Here is a 21,249-nt window from a genome sequence, read left to right as displayed (position 1 = left end):
CGAAGCCGGCTCAGGATGCGGCTGGCGTGTCCTGGCTGAAGGTGTTCCACCAGCGCCCTTGGCGTCGGACCCACAGCGAGCTGATGAACATCACGTCCACCGCACTGTGGGCCGGCCGCTGGTAATCGGCGCGATAGCAGAGCATCACGGCATCCGCGGAAACGTCGATCAGTCTCGCATCCGTGATGGCGTACTTCGCGACGCTCGGCCCATCGGCCACTTCCCCGGCATGGTCGCCACGATTCGCGAAGCCGGTCGGATAGACCCCGACGAAGTCATCGGAAAGCAGTTCGCGATCGGCGTCTGCGTCCCCGCTTGCCAACGCGTCCCAGACCTGCGACTCGAGATCGACGAAGAACTGCGTGCCAAGGTCGTGCATCTGGTCACTATCGCACGTTCTCCTGCAGAGGGCTGAGACAGCCTGCCGTGGCGATCCACGCAACGCCGTCCAGGTGGAGCGTCCGGGCCGGCCCGGCGGTGGTCGACCAGTGATAGCTCCTCGGGCGTCCGCCCTGGTACGAAGAGAAGGTGAGCTCGTCGCCCGCGACCGTCACCACCCCGGCATCCACCACCCGCTGATCCGCCTCGAACGAGAATCGCCCGCTCAACGAGATCTCCAGGTACCAGGCGACGCCGCGGGCCGACTGCCAGCGGCCCACGAGGGCCAAGGGTGGCGCCCACGTCTGCCGGCCGGCGGGATCAGGAATCGCCATCGCGCACACGATGCCGGGTTCGGCGTTCAGACCCTCCTGTGCTCGGCCGGACGCGTTGCTCACGTCACACCCGACCACGGTCGGGAGCACGAGCGCCAACGCGGCCGCGGTGCCGAGCCACCGCAACGCAAACGCCTGCGAACCGGACACTGCGGCTGACTTCGGTGACATTTCGGTCCTCCTTGATGAGCCCGACGGTTGCGGGTGCAACACCGAGGCTAAGAATCGGGTGCAGCATGCCACATGACCAGAAATGCCCATTCTTGGAGGCTGAGGGCTTGCTGCACGCCGCCAAGGGTCGACGGGGTCCGCAGGGCGGCATAGGTTTGCGACATGGGGGCGTGGAAAGCACCGCCGTTGCCGACCGGCTGGCGGACCGCCGACCAACCGCCCTTTGTCGGGCGTGTTCGAGAGCTCGATGAGCTGATGTCGATGTGGCCCGACGTCATCGGAGGGTCGGTCCGCGCTCTGTTCGTCACCGGCGAACCGGGGATCGGCAAGACGAGACTGATCCGCGAAGCGACGACGCGCCTCACCGAGCTGGGCTCGGCGCCCTTCGTCGGTTCGTGCGTAGCCGAGTTCGGGGCGCCCTTCGAGCCTCTGGACGTCCCTCTGCGCAGGATGCTCGACCTCGTTCGAGGACCGAATGCTCGGGATTCGGCCAGCCAGCTCATCCGGCAGACGGTCGATCCCAGGGATCCTCATCCGGAGGATCGGGGACGACTCATCTCCCAGACGGACCGCCAGTTGGACCCTCTCCGACTGGCATCCGCGATCGTCGAGCTGATCGGGGAGGCTGCCGAAAGTCGTCCGATTGTGATCGTGTTGGATGATCTGCAATGGGCGGACGAGACTGCCCTCCGGCTGCTCCCGCGGCTGATCGAGGGGCTCGCGGCCAGTCGAGTGTTGATACTCGGTGGCGTGCGCCCGACGGAACCGGACCGTCCGGGGATCGCCGATGAGGTGCTCGCGTCGCTTCACTCGTTCGAAGGAGCACGCCGAATACCGTTGTCGCCGCTGACAGTGGAGGAAGTGGTCGAGTATGCGCGCCGACGGAAGGTCGGGCCGGATGCAAGCGTGCGCGAGACAGCCGCCCGGCTGAGTTACCTGACGGGTGGTAATCCATTCCTCCTCCGTGAGGCGTGGCGCTATGCGAACGATGCTCGGACGGACACCGCCGGCGGCATCACCCTGCCGGAGTCGGTGAACGACCTCTTGCGTGCGCGGCTGCACTCCATCGACGCCGCGCAGCGAGGACTGCTGCAGCACGCCGCGGTGCTGGGCATGGATGTGGTCCCTGAGGAGATCGCCGCGATGACGGGTGAACCACTCGGCGCGGTCTACGAGGCGCTCGATCAAGCCGTGGCAGCAGGCCTGCTGGAATCCGCGCACGGCTCCACCGACGACCTGCGGTTCCCGCACGCGATTGCCAGACAAGCGCTCCTCGACAGCATCGCGTCACGCGAGCGGCCGACCCTTCACGCTCGCGCCGCCGGGATGCTGGGGCGGAGGTCGCCACCCCCGCCTCGGCTGACGCAGCGGCTCGCCTATCACTTCTCGCACGCGGTCTCTCTGGGATACCGGGACCAGGCCATAGAACAGACCGATGCAATGGCGCGACTTGCGGCATCCAGGGGCGCTCATGAGGAGGCTGCGCGTCAGTTCGAGCGAGCGTCGGCCTTGTGCGATGCGAACGACAGGCGCAACGAACTCCTGCTCTCGGCCGCGGCGAATTGGCGGCTGGCCGCCGACTTCGCGAGGGCACGCTCGCTGGCGGAGCGAGTCTGCGCGTCCGGCGGACCGCGAGACCGCCTTCGGGGTGCGATCGAGTACGAGGACTCGACGGTGCGGCCCGGGCTTCACGGCGGCCGCGCGGTCCAGCTTCTGCAGCAATCCCTCGATTCGGATCCCGACGAGGCGACACAACCTGAGCGGATCGAAGCGCTGGCCGCCCTTGCACGCGCCACGTCGCGATCCGAACAGCCCGATGAGGCTCGCGCCTTCGCTGCTGCGGCAACCGAGCAGGCACGGACGATCGGTGACGAGAGCCTGTTGCTGCGCGTGATGTACAAGGGCTACGCGCACAGCTTCAGGCCGCAGGGGCTGCTCGAGGGATACGAACGCGTGGGCGAGATATGGGATCGCGGCACCGCCGGTTCGCCAACGCCAGGTGCCGTCGACGAGTGGCTGTACGGAGTTCGCACCTACCGAGCGGCCGCGGCCTATCTCGTGGGCGATCGGACGGCGCTGGAAGGCGCTGAGGGCGAACTGACCGTCGCTGCCGACCGATTCGGGAACTACTGGGTCTACTGGCGCGACTGCTTGATCTACGGCCTGAACTTCATCGCGGGGCGACTCGACGAAGCGCGGGAAGCGTACCGGCGCGCAGCGAAGACCGAAACCCGTTTTCTCTCGGATTCTCGGTCGAATATCGCTGCACAGCAGCTATACATGATCAAACGTGAGCTCGCGGACCTGGGCTCCGTCCGGGGGGTGATTTCAGGCGACGAATCGCCCCACCAGCACTGGGCGCCCGGATTGCTCGGCATCTACACGGAGCTCGGGATGGCGCGGCCCGCGGCTCGGATGCTCACCTGGTTGCGTGAACACGACACCGCGGCAGCGCACGAGTCCGGCGAGTGGCCCGCGGTCCTGGCATTCATGACGGAGGCGGCCGTATTCCTCAGAGATCACGACGCCGCGGCGCAGCTGCGTCCGCTGATGGCCGAGTACAGCGGGCTCAACCTGATGTCCGGCGTCTTCGTGTCGTGCTTCGGAGCGGCCGATCGCTACCTCGGCCAGCTCGACGCCTTAGTCGAGATCGGCGACCCCGGGGCATCCTTCGAAGCCGCGCTTGAATTGGACACCCGGGTGGGGTCCCATCTTCACGCAGCGCACACGCGCGCGGAGACCGCACGCTGGCTCGCCTCCCGCGGTGCCCGGTCACGGGAGGCTCTCGCACTCGCCGATCGTGTCCGCGTCGACGCCTCCAAGGCCGGATGGCTGCGAGTTGTTCAGATCATCGATGGCGATCCGAGACTGCGCGGGCGCGTCGACGGGCTCACGGCCCGAGAGATCGAGATCCTCCGCCTGATCGACCAGGGAATGTCGAACCGCGAAATCTCGGTGAAGCTGTTCATCAGTGAGCACACCGTCGCCAATCACATCCGAAGCACCCTCACCAAAACCGCGAGTTCCAACCGCTCCCAGGCGGTTCGATACGCCCGAGACCAGGGCCTCGTGTAGGAACGCAGACTATTCGGTTCCGACCAGCTCCCCGGATGGCAGGACGCGGCCGGCCAGTTCGATGACGGCATCGGCGGGAACCCCCGCTCTCGCGGCGGCAGCCCGGATCGCGTCAGCCGACTGCGCCTCGTACAGGCAATACGTCTTCGTACGGTCGATCGAGAGGAAGGAGAACACCCATCGTACGTCCTCGTCATCGTTTATGAGTTTGAGTTCGGCGACCCCGTCGAGCGGCGGCACGAGTTGGCGGTCGAACTGGCGTTCGATCAGGAAATACGGCACAGCGTCACCAACCTGCCTCCGGGAAGGAAATTGCCCGGTGGCGTCATGCTACACGGTCGCATCGGCTCGACCCGAGGAGTCGACGCGCCCGAGGTCTGTCGAGTCAGCCTGACCGACCTGATGCCCGACGTGCGGCGCTGGATGTCGCACGATCGGTCCAGCCGGGAAGCCGAGGCGATCCACGGTGTTCACCCCTCGCCCTGCGTCGACGACGAATCGGCCGCGCTCGCGTCTGGGCCCGGGGTCGGCCATGACTCGACCACGGCGAGTATGGAAACCAGCGAGAGGACACCCCCGAGCGACCACAGCCCCGGCAGCGCCGACCAGAGTGGAATCGCCGCTGCCACCACCACGGCGCAGGCGAACCTCGCGGCGAGTACAGCTTTCGACATCCGCAGCCAGAACACGCCTGTGAATGCGAGGAAGAGGGCGACGCCCGCCGCCAATGCCGACGCGCCGAACCAGCCGAGATGATCCTCATCCAGGTGAGCCATGACCTCTTCGATACCGAGGGCCGTGAGGATGATGCCGAAGACGATCGGGAGGTGAAGGTAGGTGTACCCGTCCGACGCGAGCTTCGCGCGCGCGGCACCGTCGACGCGCTCGAGCAGATGCTCTGCATCGTCGGCGATCCGCTGGAAGTAGGCCCACCAGAGGGCGACGCTCAGGCCCATCGCGAGAAGCGAGCCGATGACGATCGACGCGGTGATCGGGTCCAGCGAGACTCCCACACCGATCGCGACGATCGATTCTCCCAACGCCAGGATCACGACGAGACGGTGGCGTTCGGTGAAGTGCGCTGCGGACTGCAGCCGCCACGAACCGCCCACGTTCGACGTGACGTAGATCGCGAGCAGATCGACGATGACCGCGGCCGTCCATGCGACGAGGCGCCACTGCTCGTCCACCAGGGCGCCGACGATCAGCAGAACGATGGAGGGCAAAGCCGAGGTGGTCAGACTCAGCAGCACCTGGCGCCGCAGCGCCACGTCCCGCCCGGCTGCGATGAGGTACGTCGAGAGGTGCACGAGCCTCACCACGGCGTAGCAGCCCGCGAAGACGAGCGGCGCGTACAGCCCGCCCGGCAGATCGTGGAACGCCTCGGGGATCGTCAATGAGAGCACGAAGACGGCCGCCATCGCGACGATCAGTGCCGCGCGAAGCAATCCCTCGTTCGCGTGGGCTTGATTGCCGAGCCATGCGAACGACGACCAAGACCACCACAGCAGAGCCAGCACGACACCGCCCTGAAGGATCGACACCGGCGGCTCACCATGAGCCATCAGGAAAGTCACCTGGGTGAAGGCGAAGACGAAGACGAGATCGAAGAACAACTCGAGCGTGGTGACCGCATCGCCCTCACTCGCCGTGCGCACTCGGAGCACCCGCGAAAGCCGTCCGCGGTCGTCACCCTGCCCCGACATGGCTAGAACCCTAGCGTGAGGGCGCGGTATCAAGGCCTGAAACGACTTGGACCGGTTTCGAGGGAGGCGGAGGATGATGAATCCATGAGCTCTGACGACTCCTCTGCGGCCCAGGAAATCGATGCGATCATCGCCAACGCCGGCGGTTGGCGGGCGGCCACACTCGCTCAGCTTCGTCGCGTCATCCTGAGCGCCGACGGGGAGATCGTCGAGGAGATCAAGTGGAGGAAGCCGTCCAAGCCGGAGGGTGTCGCCACCTGGGTGTGCCAGGGGAACATCTGCATGGCGGATCTCCTGAAGAGCGCAGTCCGGCTCACCTTCCCCAAGGGCGCACGACTGGATGATCCGACGAGCCTCTTCAACACACGACTCGACAGCGCCACGGTCCGAGCGATCGACTACCTCGAGGACTCCCCGGTCGACGACGCTTCGCTTCGCCGGCTCATCACTCAAGCCGTCGCCGCGAATCGAGGAGGCTGAGCGGACCAGCCCGACGCCGAGGCGCGGGTTGGCGGTCAGACGTCGGCGCGCATGACCCACCGCCATTTGGCGATGCGCCGCTGCCGCACGAATCCGTGCCGTGCGTAGAGTTCTTCCGGGCCGGTGTGGAGGAATGCGCCGCGTTGCGGCGGCCGATCCTCGGTCTGTTCCGGGTACGCCTCCACAGTCCCGCCGCCTGCACGTCTGATCTCGTCCAGGGCGCCCCGCACAGCGGCCGCCGCGATCCCTCTGCCACGGTCCTTCGAATTCGTGAAGATGCACCCGATCCGCCAGTCAGGTGGATCCTGCGCCTCGGCGTCGTAGACGCGGCGGCTCTTGATGTTGGGGAGTTCAGGGGGGGTGCCGAATTGGCACCAGCCGACACACCTGTCGCCGTCGTACACCAGTACCTGCCGGACTGCGCCCTGCGTCACAAGCTCGTGCTTCGCGTCACGGTTGCCGTCTCGCGTTCCCGTCGAACCACCTGGGTGGAACCCCATGCACCAGCACCCACCCCACACGCCGTTATTCGACTCGACGAGCGTGGCGAAGTCCTCCCAGGTCTCCGGCGTCAGCATCCTCGTGGTCAGCGCCATGCCGCAATTGTCACGCAAGCCAGCCGCACCCTCAACAGCCGACGGGTGCGCCGTCCGATAGCTCGCTGGACGATCCCTCCGCGGACATCGGCAGTGCCAGGTCACGCTGGCCGCCCGCCGCGACCCCCGACTACGGTGGAGCACGGAGTCATCGCTCATCAGCGGTTTGGGACTCGGACGGCTGCGAAGGAGTTCACATGGGCGAGTCGACGAGCGGATCAGACTGGATCTCCGCGGCCGAGTTCCACCGGGCGCCGGGTGTCTCCGACTGGCGTGTCACAGGCACGGGCCCGCAGACGGTCTTCACCGCGAAATCCCTCGCCCACGCGGCGGAACTCATCGCCCCTGTCGTTGAGGCCGCCGAGCGATTCGGCGTACTGCCCGACGTCGACGTGCGTCCCGAGGGAGTCGTCGTGCGCATCCCGAACCGCAGCCCCGAGGGCATCGCCGCAGCCGCCCCGGAGTTCGCTGCCGCCGTGTCCCGGGCGGCCGCCGAGCTCCTGCTGACGCCCGATCCCTCGCTCGCGCAGTCGATCGGCATCTACGTCGCCCAGCACTCCGGGGCCGACGTGCGACCGTTCTTCACAGCCGCACTGGGCTACGAGGCCTTCGGCGACACGGATGCCGTCGATCCGCTGCGGTGCGGGCCGCAGCTCGCCTTCAACCCGATCACCGGCGACTCTCCGGCGAGAGGCCGGACGCACTTCGATGTCTTCGTGCCGGCCGACCAGGCTCAGGCGCGGGTGGATGCCGCACTCGCCGCCGGAGGAAGACTCGCCGACGACGCGTACGCGCCGGCATGGTGGTCGCTCGCGTCACCCGACAACCACGGTGTGGACATCGCGTCCTGGACCGATACCTCCGACTGACACGCGCTCGTGGCCGGGGACTGCCCGGATCCCGCGGGGAAGACGCTCATCCTCACGGCGCCGTTCTCTTCGCCCGACTAGATGGTTTGGAAGTAGAAACGGTAGTCGAGCCCGTCGTGCAGCATCGCCGAGCGACCGGGGTGACTGTCTGCGGGATAGCCGGTGAGCCGAAGCTCGGGAATCGATCGGTAGCCGAACTCGTACACCGCGGCGCTCGGATCGAATGCGCCCTGATACATCCGGTCGACACTGCCGTAGCGGAAGGTGTAGATGCGATAGTCCGAGCCGTCATGGAGCATGTTCCAGCGCGTCCAGTCGGCGTCTGCCGGGAATCCGGCGACCGGCAGGCTCGCGTAGTAGCCCGGTGCAGCCCAGCGATACTGAGTTGTTCCGGGCTGCCAGATGTACTGGTACAGGGTGGTGGGGTCGCCGAGGCGCCGCAGGTACGCGTGGTATGCCGCGCCGCTGTGGAGCATGCGGATGCTCGACGCATCGACGTCGGGCGGCGATCCGACCAGGGTCAGCACCGGGATCGATCGATAGCCGTAGGCGTAGGACGACCCGTTCCAGGCGAACTGATAGAGGGTGTCGCTGGAACTGCCGCGGAACAGGTAGAGCCGGTAGTCGGCGCCGTCGTGCAGCATCGCCCACCGGGCGAAGTTGGCGTCGGACGGTGCCCCGGTGATGGGAATCACCGGGATCGAGTTGTAGCCGAAGCGGTACTCGTCTGTCCCCGGCACCCAGGCGCCCTGATTCAGGTTCGGCATGTCGGCCTCCTCGTGGTGAACGCGAACTCGCTCGTATGCAGAGAGCCCGGCCCAGCGTGGGTGATACCACACAGCGGCGCCCGGATGCGCTGAGCGTCTCTCTGGGAGCACGGCGCCGGGCGGCGGCCGCCTCCCGCTCGTCAGTCCCAGGTGTGTACAGGCTCGTTCGTGTGCATCGCCTGGCGGTACTCGAGCAGGGTGGCTCGCAGAGCGTCGTAACGGTCCATTGCGGCTCGGCGATGCATCCTGTCCGTGAACCACCCGGCGCCGGTGACCCCGGTGAGGCAGCGCCCTTCGATGATGCCGAGCAGGCGATCGCGGACGGATGCCTCGACTCCCCATGCCTCCAGCCCTTGGTGCGCCAGCGGCAGCAGGCGTCGCAGCACGAGCTCGGTGGCGGGCACCTGGCCGACCCCCGGCCAGTAGAGCTCGGAGTCGATGCCATCACGCGCAGCGGTGTGGAAGTTCTCGGCGGCAGCGGTGAACGACAGCTGCGACCAGAGCGGTCGATCGTTCTCGGCGATCGCGCGCACCAGCCCGAAGTAGAACGCGGCGTTGGCCATGATGTCGACGACGGTGGGACCGGCGGCGAGCAGCCGGTTCTCCACACGCAGGTGCGGCACCCCTCCGGCGACGTCGTAGATCGGGCGATTCCAGCGGTAGATCGTGCCGTTGTGCAGCCGAAGCTCCGAAAGCGCAGGAATGCCGCCGGCTTCGAGGACGGCCATCGGGTCGTCGTCCTGGACGATCGGCAGCAGCGCGGGGAAATACCGGACGTTCTCCTCGAAGAGGTCGAACACCGAGGTGATCCAGCGTTCGCCGAACCAGACCCGCGGGCGAACTCCCTGTACCTTGAGTTCCTCGCTGCGGGTGTCGGTGGCCTGTTCGAAGAGCGGGATGCGCGTCTCGGGCCACAGCTCCCGCCCTAGGAGGTACGGCGAGTTGGCCGAGAGCGCCAGCTGCACACCCGCGATCGCTTGGGAGGCGTTCCAGTAGGCCGCGAACGAGTCCGGTGAGGTCTGCACGTGCAGTTGCGTGCTGGTGCACGCGGCCTCGGGCAGGATCGAGTCCGCGGTGGTGACCAGCCGTTCGGGGCCGTCGATGAAGATCGAGATGTCCTCGCCGCGCGCGTTCAGGATCTGCTCGCTCAGCAGCCGGTACCGCGGATTGGCGCTGATGCTGTCGGGTCGCAGGTGCCCTTCGGCGAGCGTGGGGAGGATGCCGATCATCACGAGGTGGGCGCCGACCGTCGACGACCGCGCCTCGGCGTCGTTGAGACTGCGCCGCAAGCCCTCCTCGAACGTGGTGAGACCCCCCTCGCGCAGTCGGGCGGGGGGCACATTGATCTCGATGTTGAACTGACCGAGCTCAGTCTGGAATGCGGCATCCGCGATCGCCTCGAGCGCCTCCGCGTTCCGCAACGCCGGGTCACCGGCCTCGTCGACCAGATTCAACTCGACTTCCAGGCCGGTCAGCGGGTCATCCGTGTCGAAGTGCGCTTCGCGCAGCATCCGCGCGAACACGTCGAGGTTGCGCCGGACCTTCTCGCGATGACGCGTGCGATCGGCGCGGCTGAACTCCTGAGCCGGGACGTCCTCCCCCATGACGGAACTCTAGCGAGCCCCGACCGTGCTGGTGGGGCTCCTTTGGGGAACGACGGCACCGAGCACGCGCTCGGCGCCGTCGTTCTCTTTTCGCGCAGCCTGTCTCAGCCGTCCAGGCCGATGCGGATTCCGGTGAACATCGGGTTCACCTTCGCGTCGCGCGTCCCCAGCGGTGCGAGGTGGAACGCCTTCTCGATGGTGGCGATGATCGAGGTGGTGTCGTACTGCGTGTGATCCACGCCCGACTCCTCGAACTTCTTGCTGATCAGGACGGCGGGGACGCGGGTTCCCGGGCCCCACTTGTCGACGACCGGAGGCGCAACGTGGTCGGCCTGGCCGCCGAACTCGTCGTAGGTGACGACGACGAGCGTCTTCTTGCCGTCGGGCCCATCCATGATGGTCTTGAGAAGGTTGACGAGGTGATCGCTGCCGTCGGGCTCGCTGGCGTAGCCGGGGTGCTCGTTCTCGTCGCCGTACGGCTTGACGAAGCTGACGGTGGGGAGCCTGCCGCTCTGGGCCGCGGCGATGAACTTCGTCTCGTCCTGCAGGTGCGAACGCCCGGGCTGACCGGGGGCGTACGCGGCGAAATAGTTGAACGGCTGGTGGTGGTACTGGAAGTTGACGCCAGGGTGTCCGGCGACGGCGTTATCCCAGCCGCCTGCGTACCAGTTCCACGAGATGCCCGCGGCCGTCATGCGATCGCCGATGTTGGCGTACGCGATGAGCGGCAGCTGCACGCCGGTCGCGAAATGAGGGACGGATGCCGGCTGGATGGTGTTCACCGCGAAGTTGCCGCACGCCGCGTTGTAGTTGTCTTTGCCGTCGGGGCAGGCCACCGTCCACTGCGTGTCCTTCACGGTGCCGGTCGGCGTGTACAGCGGGTACGTCTTGGGCATGCCGTTCGCATCGACGACCGAGTTGTCCACGGTCGCCGTGGGGTCGAGCGGTGTGCGGCCCGCGATCAGCCACTGATGGTTCAGGAAAGACCCGCCGAACGCGGCTTGGAAGAAGTCGTCGGCGATCACGTAGTGCGGCGCCCCTGCGCTGTGCAGGTATCGGTAGATCGGCAGCTGCGTCGTGTCGTACTGGCCCTGGGTGAGGCCGACCGCGTCGGATCCGGTCGTGTAGCGGTCCATCTTGCCTCGGTCGATCTGGTACTGCTCCTGGTAGAAGCGGTGCACGAGATCCCGCGTGCATCCGCCGCTGACGCCGGTGCCATTGAGCCACCCGTTCTGCTGGAAGGGCGTGCCTGGGACGATCGGCGGGCACGTGGTGTCGGTCGGCGAGATGAAGTCGTCGATCATGAAGGTGCTGTTCGCGAAGTGGCTGGTGATGCTGTGGGCGGTGTCGGTGCAGGTCACCGGCAGGGGCGGCGATGCGAGGTTCGCGTCCACCTGCGGCAGGCAGTCGTACGTCGTGCCGTTCTGAGCGACCTGTGCGACGCTCTGGCTGCCGTTGACAGCCTGACCGTTCACCGAGCCCCAGTTCCCGTAGAGATTGTCGAACGAGTGATTCTCCTCGTAGATCACGACCAGATGCTTGAAGCCGCCCGGAATGGTCGAGGGATGCCCGTGGCCTCGGGACCACCCGCCGCCGGGATCCCCGATCGCCGCGGCCGCGGGCATGACGGCGCCGACGAGCGCAAGAGCGGCGACCGTGGCGAGGATGGTGAAACGCTTGGACACGAGATTGCCTCCTGATCGGAATACCGGACGCGGCGCTCAGGTGAACGTTCTGAGCCGCCGTGGCACGAACCCTGCGGACAGCTCGACGTGTTCGCCAGCCGTCAGCGTCAGCGTAGTAGGAGGACGTGGACGCCGAAATGGCACAGCGAGCGCCGTTCACGATCGGGTCACGGAGTGTTCACCGTCGGATCGTAGGCATCTGGTGCCACGCCAGTCTCACAGGATCGCCGATCGTCCCGGTCGCACCCCGGATCCGCGGACGGCCACGACGACCGGAACCCCACGTCACGCCGTAGTCTGAGCGCATGTCGGTCCGGTCGATCATGCGAACCGCCGTCGGCGCCGCGCTGCTCGTGAATGCGGTGCCCCACGGCGTCAGCGGGGTGCAGGGCAGTCCTTTTCCCAGTCCGTTCGCTGATCCTCCGGGGGTGGGCATGTCGCCCCCGCTCGTGAACGTCGGCTGGAGCGCCGCCAATGCGATCGCCGGGTCGTGGATGCTGCGTCGCGGCATCCGATCCACCGGCGAAGCCGTCGGCGCTGTCGCGGGGGCGGTCGCGATGGCAGCCGTGATCTCCTACCACTTCGGCGATGTCCTCCAGGGAGGAATTGGCTTCCGCGGGGTCCGCGGTCGACGTGGCGAGCGCGGATCATCCGGGCCGCCCCGCGGTCTTGTGAAGGCGATCGAACCGCTCGCGGCGGCACTCGCGGGACGACGAGGATTCCCCCTTTGGGCGGTCATCCACCATCGCGGACGCAGGAGCGGTACCGACTACGCCACCCCCATCGCGGTGGTGCCGACCCTCGACCCGTCGGTGGTCCTCATCGGCCTGCCCTGGGGCCCTCGGACGAACTGGGCGCTCAACGTGGTCGCCGCTGGCGGAGGGACGCTCACCTGGAAGGGCGGCGAGCACATCACCGCCTCCCCGCGCATCCTCGAGCCCACGGACGCTTCGAAGCTCTCCAAACCCTTCTTCAGCGGGATCGTGGGACGGATGCCGGCGGCCATCGTGCTCACACTCGCATCGACGTGACCGGCGCCGCCGAGGGCTGTCAGCGCGCACCCGTTCGGCGGCGACGATGCCACACCACGCATGCGGCGGAGTAGACCGCAACCGCCGCGAGCAGGATCGTCATCACAAGCTGCCCGACTCCGTTGTCGGTGGTGAGGTACAGCGTCAGAGAGGCTGCGGTGAGGCCGACCCCGACGATGAGCAGCAGCCACGACTGGGGTTCGGTCCGAATGATGTAGAAGCTCTCGCGCCCCTCGGGTACGGCCATGCGCTGAGCGTACGCGGAGCCGGTCGACAGGCGCTACGGAGGTCGTCCTCGAGGAGGACGCGGCGGGTCGGTGCGCGGAGTATTTTCGGCGATGTGAGACGCATCTTGCTGATCGCCCGCCGCAACGGGCTCGACCTCTTGATCGTTCTTCTGACCGCCGCAGCCATGATCGAGGTGCTCGTCAAGCCCACCGCATCGGACGCTCCGCAGGAGATGCGCTGGCTCCGCGTCGCGGCGATCGGGCTCATCGTGCTTCCGCTGTTCGCGCGACGGCGTTTCCCGTTCGGTGCTCTGATCGCGTACTGGCTTCTCGCGGTCGGGGTCTCGTTCATCGATGGCCAGTTGATCCCGCTCACCACAGGCCTCTTCATCCTCGCGATGGCTGTCGCGTTCCTGCTGGGGAGCCTGCCGAATCTCCCGCAGGCTCAGTTGGGCCTCGCGGTCGTCGTCGGCGGTGTCGCGATCGTGGTCTACAACTTAACGACGCACACGGCGAGTCAACTCGTGTTCATCCCGCTCCTCTTCGGCGTCTGCTGGTTCTTGGGGTTCGCGGTGCGACAACGCGGAGACCAGGTCGCGGCCGCGGAGGACCGGGCGAGCCGCGCCGAGCGGGACCGCCAGGCCTCCGCGAGGATCGCAGTGGCAGAAGAGCGGGCGCGGATCGCCAGGGAACTGCACGACATCGTCGCCCATGCGGTGAGCGTCATGGTGCTCCAGACCGGTGCCGTCCGGCACCGACTCGGTGACGACTTCGCTGACGAGAAGGAAGCACTGCGGGGCGTTGAGGAGACCGGACGCAGGGCGCTCTCCGAGATGCGGCACCTGCTGGGTGCGCTTCGGCGCGACGACGAAGCAGCCGCGCTCAGTCCCCAGCCAGGCATGGCGGGGCTCGACGGCCTGCTGAACCAGGTCCGGGAGGCGGGTCTGCCGGTTCGGCTGGAAGTGCACGGCGAGCCCATACCGCTTCCGGACCCGATCGACCTCGCCGTGTACCGGATCGCACAAGAGGGCCTGACGAACGTGCTGAAGCACGCGCACGCGAGTCGCGCGGACGTCTCGATCCGGTACGCACCTTGGGATCTGAGGGTGGAGATCCGCGACGACGGCGATGGGCCGCAGCCCGGCGACGGGCTCGGCCATGGCATCGTGGGCATGCGCGAGCGTGTGAAGATCTACGGTGGCGAGCTGGCGGCCGGCCCGGGCCCGGAAGGCGGTTTCGTGCTCAGTGCCCGGCTTCCGCTGGACCGGTGATCGGGTCGTCGTCGTCCTCGAAGAGACGGCTCTGGTACGCCAGAACGATGGCCTGCGCGCGGTCGCGGAGGTCGAGCTTCTGCAGCACGCGCGTCACGTGGGTCTTCACAGTCGTCTCGCTGATGAACAGCGCCTTGCCGATCTCTGCGTTGGAGAGTCCGCGGGCGAGCAGCTCGAAGACGTTCAGCTCCCGAGAGGTGAGTGTGCCGACGGCAGGCGGTGTGGGATGCCGGTGGAGCCGGGCGAACTGGCGAATGACCTTCTTCGTCACGGCGGGCGAGAGGAGCGCGTCGCCCGCTGCAATCGTCCGAACCGCCGAGATCAACTGCTCCGGAGGATCGTCCTTCAGAACGAACCCGCTGGCGCCGGCCCGCAGCGCCTGGTAGACGTACTCGTCCAGGTTGAACGTCGTCAGGACGAGGACGCGTGCGGACGGATCAGCGGCAAGGATCCGCCTGGTCGCCTCGAGCCCGTCCAGCTCCGGCATCCGGATGTCCATCAAGACGATGTCCGGCCTCACGCGGGCGGCCTGGGCGACCGCCGCAATGCCGTCTCCGGCTTCCGCGACGACATCGATGTCCGGCTCGCCTGAGAGGAGCATCCGCAGTCCAGCTCGCACCATCGACTGATCGTCGACGAGCAGAGCGCGGATGGTCATCAGTGCGCCAGAGCCCGGTGCGAGCGGGCGCGGCGGATCGGGGCGCCGATCAGCCTCCTCCGAAAGGAGGACCCGCTTTCGTCGAATGGTGCCGCCACGTTCAAGGCCTTTCGACGACGCGGTGCCCACGGTCTCGTCCATAGCGTCGGCTGTATCACGTTCACCACCACTCTGGGGCGCCGCAGTATGAGCTCCAGCGTACAAGTCTCCCGAGGAGTCCCCGTCATGACAACCACGATGAAACCCCGCGCGGCCGCCCAGGTCGGTACGAGGCCGAACCCCCTGCCGCAGTACTCATTGGCGCAGATCCTGGGCGTCTGGGCCGGAGCCGCCCTGCCGATGGCCGCGCTCGCCTGGCTGGCGGCTCCGTGGCTGGCTTCGGTGATCCAGGGTCCGGCCGCGTGGCCCCAGGCCATCCTGCTCACCCTCACCGCCGGCCTGATCTGGCAGTTCGCTCTGGTGCTGATCCTCGTACACCGTGAGCAAGGCACTCTCCGCTGGTCGGTGCTCAAGGATGCGCTCTGGCTTCGGGAACCGCAGAGTCCCAAGACCGGCCGCAAGGGCGGCCTCCTGTGGCTGTGGGCGATACCGCTGTCGCTCCTTGTCTACGCGAGGGAAGAGCTGCCGAAGCTGCCGGCGCCGGCGGGGCGCGATCTGGGAGACTTCCTTCACTCAGCTGTCGGGCAGGAGTTCTTCTCGGGCAACTGGACCTGGTTCGCGCTGGCGCTCGTCATGTTCCTCTTCAACACCGTGCTCGGCGAAGAGCTCTTCTTCCGCGGGCTCCTCCTTCCCCGGATGCGAGGGGTGTTCGGCCGGCTGGACTGGCTCGCGAACGGGGTCCTGTTCGCGCTGTACCACTTGCACGTGCCGTGGGCCATCCCGGGGAGGCTGGTGAACACGTTCATCCTGTCCTGGCCATCCCGTCGTTACCAGAGCGCGCTCCTCGGGATCATCGCGCACAGCTCACAGAGCGTCGTCCTGGCCGTGCTCCTCCTGCTGCTCGTCCTTCGGTGACTCGAATGGCGGATGCCCCGAGGTCCCCGTGTTCAAGGGGATCTCGGGGCTTCGATGCCGGCGGCACGGAGGGGATGAAAGCCGCGCGACCCCAACTGTTTCGTGGTCGAAGGAATCGAACTGCTCCGGGTGTCGCCGGCCTGCTGGCGCCAGACTGTATGGATGACAGCAGCGCAGACGCGCCGATTCGCCAGGGCCGCCCTGGTGGTCGGCGCCCTGGGAGTCGTATTCGGCGACATCGGGACCAGCCCGATCTACACGATCCAGACGGTGTTCAATCCGGAGGATCTGCACCCGGTCCCCCTCTCGACGGAGAGCGTGTACGGCATCGTGTCGCTGATCTTCTGGTCGGTGACCGTGATCGTCACGATCGCGTACGTCGGCTTCATCCTGCGCGCGAACAACGAGGGCGAGGGCGGCATCATGGCGCTGCTCACCCTCGTCGGCCAGAAGACGATCGGGGGCAGGCGGCGCACGAAGATGGCGCTGGTGGCCCTCGGAATCTTCGGGGCATCGCTGTTCTTCGGCGACAGCATGATCACGCCGGCCATCTCGGTGCTCTCAGCGGTGGAAGGGCTGCGGGTGGCCGCTCCGCCGCTCGCGGCGTTCGTCATCCCGATCACCGTGGTCATCATCATCGTGCTCTTCTCGGCGCAGCGCTTCGGCACAGCCGCGGTGAGCCGATTGTTCGGCCCCATCATGGTCGTGTGGTTCCTCGCGATCGGTGCGCTCGGCATCCTGGGAATCGCGCGGGAGCCCGAGATCCTCTTGGCGCTCTCGCCGACCTATGCGCTCGCTTTCGCGGTCACTCACCCCGCGATGGCGTTCTTCGCACTGGCCGCGGTGGTGCTCGCGATCACCGGAGCCGAGGCCCTGTATGCCGACCTCGGACATTTCGGACGCATGCCGATCGCGCGTGCCTGGCTGATCCTGGTCTTCCCGAGCTGCATCCTCAGCTACTTCGGCCAGGGGGCCCTCATCCTGAACGACCGAGCCGCGGTCGCGAGCCCGTTCTTCCTGCTGGTCCCCGGTCCGCTGCAGCTGCCGATGGTGGTCCTCGCCACCGCAGCGACCGTGATCGCGTCGCAGGCCGTGATCACCGGGGCGTTCTCGGTCGCCCGTCAAGCGGTGCAGCTCGGGTATCTCCCGCGTCTGCGGATCGAGCACACCTCGGCGCGTACGATCGGTCAGATCTATGTTCCGCTGATCAACTGGCTGCTGCTGGTCGCGGTGATCGTGCTCGTTCTCACGTTCCGGCAATCGTCGGCGCTGGCGTACGCCTTCGGGATGGCTGTCACTGGCACGATCCTCATCACCACGACGCTGTTCCTGTACTACGCGCGCGAAACCTGGCGCGCGCCCCTGTGGGCTGTCATCAGCGGCGGAGGGCTGCTGCTCGCCTTGGAAGGACTGTTCTTCGCGGCCAACCTGACGAAGCTCGCTAGCGGCGCCTGGTTGCCGTTGGCGATCGCCGTGGTCGCTTTCCTGATCCTGATGACCTGGTACCGCGGACGACAGATCGTCACCGAACAGCGCGAACACGCGGAAGGCCCGCTCGCCGACTTCCTCACCGCGATCCATGACGGCAGCATCGGAGTCGTGCGGGTGCCCGGCACCGCCGTCTACCTGAACCGCGGTGACAAGACCACACCACTGGCGATGCGATCCACGGTGGAGCGCCTCGGATCGCTGCACCAGAACGTGATCATCCTCTCGATCGAGACCGCGCAGACGCCCACGGTGCCGGCGGAGGAACGACTCAGCACGGACGCCCTCAACTACACCGATGACGGCGTGGTTCTGGTGCGGGCCCGGTTCGGATTCATGGAGCGCCCCGAAGTTCCCGCCACACTGCGGATGCTGAACCCAGACGACCTGGAGATCCCGCTCGATCTCGACGACGCCTCCTATTTCCTCTCAACGATCGATCTCCACGCCGGAAATGTGGCGGGCCTGGCCCGCTGGCGAAAGTCGCTCTTCCTCGCCACCGCTCGCGGAGCCGCGGACGCCGCCGGCTACTTCGACCTGCCGCCCGACCGGACCATCCTGATGGGTTCACGCGTCGAGATCTGATGAGGACGCCGGGGGCGCCGCAACCGGGCATGACCTCCCCGTCGCGCCCGAGTGAAGTCCCTGACGGACCCCGCCTCCCCTCACGAGCGCCCCCTGATGGCCGCATACGCTTGTGGCATGAACGAAACCCCGACCCCGACGCGCATCCGCATCCGGTGGGGCTGGTTCGTCGGATGCCTCTTGCTGGGCCTCGCCGCCATCCTGATCGGGGCGTTGGTGGCGCCGGCTGCCGGCCAAGCCGGCTACGTCGCCGGCGTGATGGCCAATGTCGGGACCACGCTGCTCCTGGTCGGCATCGTGGTGCTGCTCGAGCGGCGGATCATCGACAGCGCCGTGCGGGTGGTCCGCAATGCCAACGCGGAGGCGAGCGAGTCGATCCGGGCTCAGATTCGCGACCTGGAAGACCGGCTGGCCACCGAATGGCAGTCGGCGACCGCCGACAACATCGCCGAGAAGCAGGCGGCGACCAAACGGCTCACGGACGAGTTCACCAAACACATCGTGGACGACGCCTCACGCGGACAATAGGTACGGGCACCTCGCATATGCGGCTCCGGTCACGTCGCGATCGCGCCGCATCCATGGACCCCGCGATAGGTGGGGGAGACTGCATTCAGCACCGACGACACAGTGCGCCGCATGATCATCAATCGGGAACGGCTCCGGTCGAGGGGCTCCGCCTTTGGAGAGAGGCCGCCAGTCACGTGTTGGATCACCTCAGCGGCGCGTCGCGCCTGATTCCGATCATCGGAGACCCCGTCAGGTACGTCCGGTCACCGGTGTGGCTGACCCGCACGCTCGGGGCACGCGGCCACAACGGCATCTGCGTGCCTCTGGAAGTGCCGGTCGACAAACTCGGCGTCGTCATGGCCGGTCTGTCGGCGTCCGGCAACGTGGACGGCATCCTCGTGACCATGCCGCACAAGTTCGCCGCGTTCGGATACTGCGCCACGAGCTCCCCACGCGCCAGCCTGTTCGGGGTGGTCAGCGTGATGCGTCGGAACCCGGATGCCACCTGGCACGGCGACATGCTCGACGGCCTCGCGTTCGTGAAAGCGCAGCAGGACCACGGCGCACAGATCGAGCGGGCGCGCGCGCTGCTGGTCGGGGCGGGCGGGGCGGGCAGCGCGATCGCGCACGCACTGCTCGACGCCGGCGTCGGCGAACTCGTCGTCCATGACGCCGACCCGGCCAGGGTGGCGGCCCTCGCCGATCAGCTGGCCGCTGTCGGCGCCGGTCGGCTCAGTTCCGGCAGCGCCGACCCGACCGGGTTCGATCTGGTGTTCAACGCGACCCCGCTCGGTCTGGAGGAGGATGATCCGCTCCCCCTCGACACCGCCCTGCTGTCGCCCTCGATGTTCGTCGGTGACGTGATCGCGGGACACGGGATGACACCGCTTCTCGCCGCCGCGCAGCAGATCGGCTGCAGCACCGCGAACGGCGATCACATGGTCGAAGCCGTACAGGACCTCATGGCCGACTTCCTTCTGCACACGTAGCTATGCCGATGTCCTCACACGGCGAGGCGCCGCATCCGGGTCGGGTCATGAGGTTCGAGCAGCTCGGGGATGTTCGCGGCCTCGGACGCGGCGAGATCCTGGCGCGGCTGACGAGCGGGCATTCGTATGCCGTCGCCATGATCTCGCTGAAGCTCAGGCGACCTCAGGAAGCGCGCCGTTCGGCGATGAGCGGACAGTCGAAGGGATCGCGCTCGCCAAGTCCGACACGGTTGATGTACCTCAGCACGATCCGGTAGGAGGTGATGAGGCTGGTTTCGGTGTAGGGGATGCCGAGTCGCTTGCAGTGGGCGCGGACGATAGGGGCGGCGTGGCGCAGGTGCGGTCTGGGCATCGACGGGAACAGGTGATGTTCGATCTGGTAGTTCAGTCCGCCCATGAAGATGTCCACGAACCGCCCTCCCCGAATGTTGCGACTCATCAGGATCTGGCGGCGCAGGAAGTCGAGTTTCACGGTGGCGGGCACCAGCGGCATGCCTTTGTGGTTCGGGGCGAATGAGGCTCCCATGTACAACCCGAACAAGCCGAGTTGCACGGCGAGGAAGACCACCGCGATACCGGGTGAGAGCACTGCGAACACCAGGGCGATGAACCCGCCGAGCCGAGCGGCGAGGAACACGATCTCCACCCAGCGCCGGTCCATGGGTTCACGCCGCAGCACACGCGCGATGCCGGAGGCGTGGAGCGAGATGCCTTCCAGCAGGAGAACCGGGAAGAAGAACGCGCCCTGGTGGCTGATCAGCCAGCTGGTGACCGGGTTCCGTCGGCGGGTCACTTGTTCGGGAGTGAACGAGATCACAGGCAGATCGATGTCCGGGTCCGCACCCTCCTTGTTGGGGTTGGCGTGGTGACGAGTGTGCTTGTGACGCCACCATCCGACGCTCATCCCCACGAAGAGGTCTCCGATGATCAGGCTGACCCAGTCGTTCCACCGGCCGGATACGAAGATCTGGCGATGGGCGGCGTCGTGGCCGAGGAACGCGACCTGGGTGAAGATGACCGCGAACCCCGCAGCGGTGAACAGCTGCCACCAGCTGTCGCCGATCCAGATGAATGCCACGATCGCGGCGGCGAGCACCAAGGGCACCAGGCAGAGCTTTGCCCAGTAGTAGCCGTATCGACGACGCATCAGACCGGTGTCCCGGATCCGCGCGGCCAGCTCGGTGAAATCACTCGACCCGTTCGTGCGGGCACCCGTGATGACGCGCGCACCGGTCGCGGCCATCGGCGAGGCGGAAGTCGACGTGACGGTCACGAGCGCACGGCCTTCCTCAGTTCCGCGGCGGGGCGCGGGGCGCTCAGGGGCGGCCTGTTGGAGGGCTCGGGCACGACCCGAAGGCCTTGACCGGTCTGGGAGGCACGCTCCAGCACGAGCACCCACTTGCGGTTGATGGAGACCTGCGCGGAGTCGTCGAAGTCGAACCTCAGCGGAACCTCTCGCGATACCCAGCAGGTCGCGGGGCCCCCGTCGCCCGTGAACGAGAACGAGAATGCCTCGCCACGACGGAGCTTGTCATTGATGACGACCGCCAGGTGTGCGAGCGTTCGATCGTCGAATTCTCGCGATTGCACCGGAGAGCCATACCTGAACATCCCCATGATTGCTCCCGTCCTGCGCATCCACGATCCGTTGAGGGTGGAGTCGGCCGAGGTCTGGGGCAACTTCCTTTGAAGCTAACGGATGCAGCCGAATGGGCAAATCCCGTCCGGCAGGATTGACATCTCGCAGGCGGCGTGCATCAAGGGCCGCCCGTGGGGGCCGAACGCTGCGGTGCCGGCGCGGGTGGCGACG

At 67.1% G+C, this 21,249-nt stretch carries 21 protein-coding genes; 9 read left to right on the top strand and 12 right to left on the bottom strand.

Going from position 1 to position 21,249, the window contains the following annotated elements; translation table 11 throughout:
• Positions 1 to 10: 10 nt before the first annotated feature.
• Together ABD212_RS13250 and ABD212_RS13245 are read right to left on the bottom strand one after the other, a co-directional pair.
• Positions 11 to 379: a DUF4440 domain-containing protein gene (locus ABD212_RS13250; protein WP_344095384.1), complete on the bottom strand. Its 369-nt coding sequence runs from the start codon at positions 377 to 379 to the stop codon at positions 11 to 13.
• Between the two features lie 7 nt (positions 380 to 386).
• Positions 387 to 884, bottom strand: coding sequence for a hypothetical protein (locus ABD212_RS13245; protein ID WP_344095382.1), 498 nt, complete (start codon positions 882 to 884; stop codon positions 387 to 389).
• Positions 885 to 1,046: 162 nt separating this feature from the next.
• Here ABD212_RS13245 and ABD212_RS13240 point away from each other — a divergent pair, with 162 nt between their 5' ends.
• Complete coding sequence (locus ABD212_RS13240) at positions 1,047 to 3,959, top strand: helix-turn-helix transcriptional regulator (protein ID WP_344095380.1); 2,913 nt, start codon at positions 1,047 to 1,049, stop codon at positions 3,957 to 3,959.
• Between the two features lie 9 nt (positions 3,960 to 3,968).
• Here ABD212_RS13240 and ABD212_RS13235 read toward each other — a convergent pair whose 3' ends face one another.
• Both ABD212_RS13235 and ABD212_RS13230 read right to left on the bottom strand, forming a co-directional pair.
• Positions 3,969 to 4,241: a nickel-binding protein gene (locus ABD212_RS13235; protein WP_344095378.1), complete on the bottom strand. Its 273-nt coding sequence runs from the start codon at positions 4,239 to 4,241 to the stop codon at positions 3,969 to 3,971.
• Positions 4,242 to 4,429: 188 nt separating this feature from the next.
• The gene (locus ABD212_RS13230) at positions 4,430 to 5,665 is read right to left on the bottom strand and encodes a low temperature requirement protein A (RefSeq protein ID WP_344095376.1); all 1,236 of its coding nucleotides are present in this window, start codon (positions 5,663 to 5,665) and stop codon (positions 4,430 to 4,432) included.
• Between the two features lie 84 nt (positions 5,666 to 5,749).
• Here ABD212_RS13230 and ABD212_RS13225 point away from each other — a divergent pair, with 84 nt between their 5' ends.
• Positions 5,750 to 6,145 carry a DUF1801 domain-containing protein gene (locus ABD212_RS13225; protein WP_344095374.1) on the top strand — a complete coding sequence of 132 codons (396 nt, stop codon included), beginning with the start codon at positions 5,750 to 5,752 and terminating at the stop codon, positions 6,143 to 6,145.
• 35 nt (positions 6,146 to 6,180) lie between these two features.
• Here ABD212_RS13225 and ABD212_RS13220 read toward each other — a convergent pair whose 3' ends face one another.
• The gene (locus ABD212_RS13220) at positions 6,181 to 6,741 is read right to left on the bottom strand and encodes a GNAT family N-acetyltransferase (protein WP_344095372.1); all 561 of its coding nucleotides are present in this window, start codon (positions 6,739 to 6,741) and stop codon (positions 6,181 to 6,183) included.
• A 197-nt stretch (positions 6,742 to 6,938) separates the two neighbouring features.
• On the opposite strand from ABD212_RS13220, the gene ABD212_RS13215 reads away from it, so the two are divergent.
• A complete protein-coding gene (locus ABD212_RS13215) occupies positions 6,939 to 7,610 on the top strand; it encodes a VOC family protein (protein ID WP_344095370.1) in 672 nt (223 codons plus the stop codon).
• A 77-nt stretch (positions 7,611 to 7,687) separates the two neighbouring features.
• Here ABD212_RS13215 and ABD212_RS13210 read toward each other — a convergent pair whose 3' ends face one another.
• From ABD212_RS13210 to ABD212_RS13200, 3 genes are all read right to left on the bottom strand, one after another.
• Positions 7,688 to 8,377 (bottom strand): hypothetical protein, encoded by a 690-nt coding sequence (locus ABD212_RS13210; RefSeq protein ID WP_344095368.1) that lies wholly within the window; start codon positions 8,375 to 8,377, stop codon positions 7,688 to 7,690.
• 140 nt (positions 8,378 to 8,517) lie between these two features.
• On the bottom strand, positions 8,518 to 9,981 hold the full coding sequence (locus ABD212_RS13205) for a glutamate-cysteine ligase family protein (RefSeq protein ID WP_344095366.1): 1,464 nt from the start codon (positions 9,979 to 9,981) through the stop codon (positions 8,518 to 8,520).
• A gap of 104 nt (positions 9,982 to 10,085) precedes the next feature.
• Positions 10,086 to 11,666 (bottom strand): alkaline phosphatase family protein, encoded by a 1,581-nt coding sequence (locus ABD212_RS13200; RefSeq protein ID WP_344095364.1) that lies wholly within the window; start codon positions 11,664 to 11,666, stop codon positions 10,086 to 10,088.
• 305 nt (positions 11,667 to 11,971) lie between these two features.
• Here ABD212_RS13200 and ABD212_RS13195 point away from each other — a divergent pair, with 305 nt between their 5' ends.
• Positions 11,972 to 12,697 (top strand): PNPOx family protein, encoded by a 726-nt coding sequence (locus ABD212_RS13195; RefSeq protein WP_344095362.1) that lies wholly within the window; start codon positions 11,972 to 11,974, stop codon positions 12,695 to 12,697.
• A gap of 19 nt (positions 12,698 to 12,716) precedes the next feature.
• Here the strand turns inward: ABD212_RS13195 and ABD212_RS13190 are convergent, their stop codons facing one another.
• Complete coding sequence (locus ABD212_RS13190; protein WP_344095360.1) at positions 12,717 to 12,944, bottom strand: hypothetical protein; 228 nt, start codon at positions 12,942 to 12,944, stop codon at positions 12,717 to 12,719.
• A 93-nt stretch (positions 12,945 to 13,037) separates the two neighbouring features.
• Between ABD212_RS13190 and ABD212_RS13185 the strand changes: the two genes are divergently transcribed.
• Positions 13,038 to 14,195, top strand: a complete 1,158-nt coding sequence (locus ABD212_RS13185) for a sensor histidine kinase (protein ID WP_344095358.1) — start codon at positions 13,038 to 13,040, stop codon at positions 14,193 to 14,195.
• Here the strand turns inward: ABD212_RS13185 and ABD212_RS13180 are convergent.
• Positions 14,167 to 14,853 (bottom strand): response regulator, encoded by a 687-nt coding sequence (locus ABD212_RS13180; RefSeq protein ID WP_344095356.1) that lies wholly within the window; start codon positions 14,851 to 14,853, stop codon positions 14,167 to 14,169. The two genes, ABD212_RS13185 and ABD212_RS13180, sit on opposite strands and share 29 nt — an antisense overlap.
• Positions 14,854 to 15,078: 225 nt before the next feature.
• Here ABD212_RS13180 and ABD212_RS13175 point away from each other — a divergent pair, with 225 nt between their 5' ends.
• The 4 genes from ABD212_RS13175 to ABD212_RS13160 all read left to right on the top strand — a co-directional run bounded on the left by ABD212_RS13175 (position 15,079) and on the right by ABD212_RS13160 (position 19,439).
• Positions 15,079 to 15,867 carry a CPBP family intramembrane glutamic endopeptidase gene (locus ABD212_RS13175; protein WP_344095354.1) on the top strand — a complete coding sequence of 263 codons (789 nt, stop codon included), beginning with the start codon at positions 15,079 to 15,081 and terminating at the stop codon, positions 15,865 to 15,867.
• A 162-nt stretch (positions 15,868 to 16,029) separates the two neighbouring features.
• Positions 16,030 to 17,940 carry a potassium transporter Kup gene (locus ABD212_RS13170; protein ID WP_344095353.1) on the top strand — a complete coding sequence of 637 codons (1,911 nt, stop codon included), beginning with the start codon at positions 16,030 to 16,032 and terminating at the stop codon, positions 17,938 to 17,940.
• 117 nt (positions 17,941 to 18,057) lie between these two features.
• Complete coding sequence (locus tag ABD212_RS13165) at positions 18,058 to 18,468, top strand: hypothetical protein (protein ID WP_344095351.1); 411 nt, start codon at positions 18,058 to 18,060, stop codon at positions 18,466 to 18,468.
• Positions 18,469 to 18,644: 176 nt separating this feature from the next.
• Positions 18,645 to 19,439: a shikimate dehydrogenase family protein gene (locus ABD212_RS13160; RefSeq protein ID WP_344095349.1), complete on the top strand. Its 795-nt coding sequence runs from the start codon at positions 18,645 to 18,647 to the stop codon at positions 19,437 to 19,439.
• Between the two features lie 163 nt (positions 19,440 to 19,602).
• Here the strand turns inward: ABD212_RS13160 and ABD212_RS13155 are convergent, their stop codons facing one another.
• Together ABD212_RS13155 and ABD212_RS13150 are read right to left on the bottom strand one after the other, a co-directional pair.
• Positions 19,603 to 20,682 carry a fatty acid desaturase family protein gene (locus tag ABD212_RS13155; protein WP_344095634.1) on the bottom strand — a complete coding sequence of 360 codons (1,080 nt, stop codon included), beginning with the start codon at positions 20,680 to 20,682 and terminating at the stop codon, positions 19,603 to 19,605.
• Between the two features lie 26 nt (positions 20,683 to 20,708).
• Positions 20,709 to 21,050, bottom strand: a complete 342-nt coding sequence (locus ABD212_RS13150; RefSeq protein ID WP_486341488.1) for a DUF7882 family protein — start codon at positions 21,048 to 21,050, stop codon at positions 20,709 to 20,711.
• Between the last annotated feature and the right edge of the window lie 199 nt (positions 21,051 to 21,249).

The sequence above is a fragment of the Microbacterium deminutum genome, assembly GCF_039530205.1.
GTDB lineage: Bacteria > Actinomycetota > Actinomycetes > Actinomycetales > Microbacteriaceae > Microbacterium > Microbacterium deminutum.
Note: the sequence above shows the minus strand (reverse complement) of the source record. Positions and strands in the feature narration are given on the sequence as shown.

Coding starts and splice junctions, on each gene's coding strand:
- ABD212_RS13250 (WP_344095384.1), bottom strand. CDS start 379: ATGCACGACCTTGGCACGCAGTTCTTCGTCGATCTCGAGTCGCAGGTC.
- ABD212_RS13245 (WP_344095382.1), bottom strand. CDS start 884: ATGTCACCGAAGTCAGCCGCAGTGTCCGGTTCGCAGGCGTTTGCGTTG.
- ABD212_RS13240 (WP_344095380.1), top strand. CDS start 1,047: ATGGGGGCGTGGAAAGCACCGCCGTTGCCGACCGGCTGGCGGACCGCC.
- ABD212_RS13230 (WP_344095376.1), bottom strand. CDS start 5,665: ATGTCGGGGCAGGGTGACGACCGCGGACGGCTTTCGCGGGTGCTCCGA.
- ABD212_RS13225 (WP_344095374.1), top strand. CDS start 5,750: ATGAGCTCTGACGACTCCTCTGCGGCCCAGGAAATCGATGCGATCATC.
- ABD212_RS13220 (WP_344095372.1), bottom strand. CDS start 6,741: ATGGCGCTGACCACGAGGATGCTGACGCCGGAGACCTGGGAGGACTTC.
- ABD212_RS13215 (WP_344095370.1), top strand. CDS start 6,939: ATGGGCGAGTCGACGAGCGGATCAGACTGGATCTCCGCGGCCGAGTTC.
- ABD212_RS13210 (WP_344095368.1), bottom strand. CDS start 8,377: ATGCCGAACCTGAATCAGGGCGCCTGGGTGCCGGGGACAGACGAGTAC.
- ABD212_RS13205 (WP_344095366.1), bottom strand. CDS start 9,981: ATGGGGGAGGACGTCCCGGCTCAGGAGTTCAGCCGCGCCGATCGCACG.
- ABD212_RS13195 (WP_344095362.1), top strand. CDS start 11,972: ATGTCGGTCCGGTCGATCATGCGAACCGCCGTCGGCGCCGCGCTGCTC.
- ABD212_RS13190 (WP_344095360.1), bottom strand. CDS start 12,944: ATGGCCGTACCCGAGGGGCGCGAGAGCTTCTACATCATTCGGACCGAA.
- ABD212_RS13180 (WP_344095356.1), bottom strand. CDS start 14,853: ATGACCATCCGCGCTCTGCTCGTCGACGATCAGTCGATGGTGCGAGCT.
- ABD212_RS13175 (WP_344095354.1), top strand. CDS start 15,079: ATGACAACCACGATGAAACCCCGCGCGGCCGCCCAGGTCGGTACGAGG.
- ABD212_RS13170 (WP_344095353.1), top strand. CDS start 16,030: ATGACAGCAGCGCAGACGCGCCGATTCGCCAGGGCCGCCCTGGTGGTC.
- ABD212_RS13165 (WP_344095351.1), top strand. CDS start 18,058: ATGAACGAAACCCCGACCCCGACGCGCATCCGCATCCGGTGGGGCTGG.
- ABD212_RS13155 (WP_344095634.1), bottom strand. CDS start 20,682: ATGGCCGCGACCGGTGCGCGCGTCATCACGGGTGCCCGCACGAACGGG.
- ABD212_RS13150 (WP_486341488.1), bottom strand. CDS start 21,050: ATGTTCAGGTATGGCTCTCCGGTGCAATCGCGAGAATTCGACGATCGA.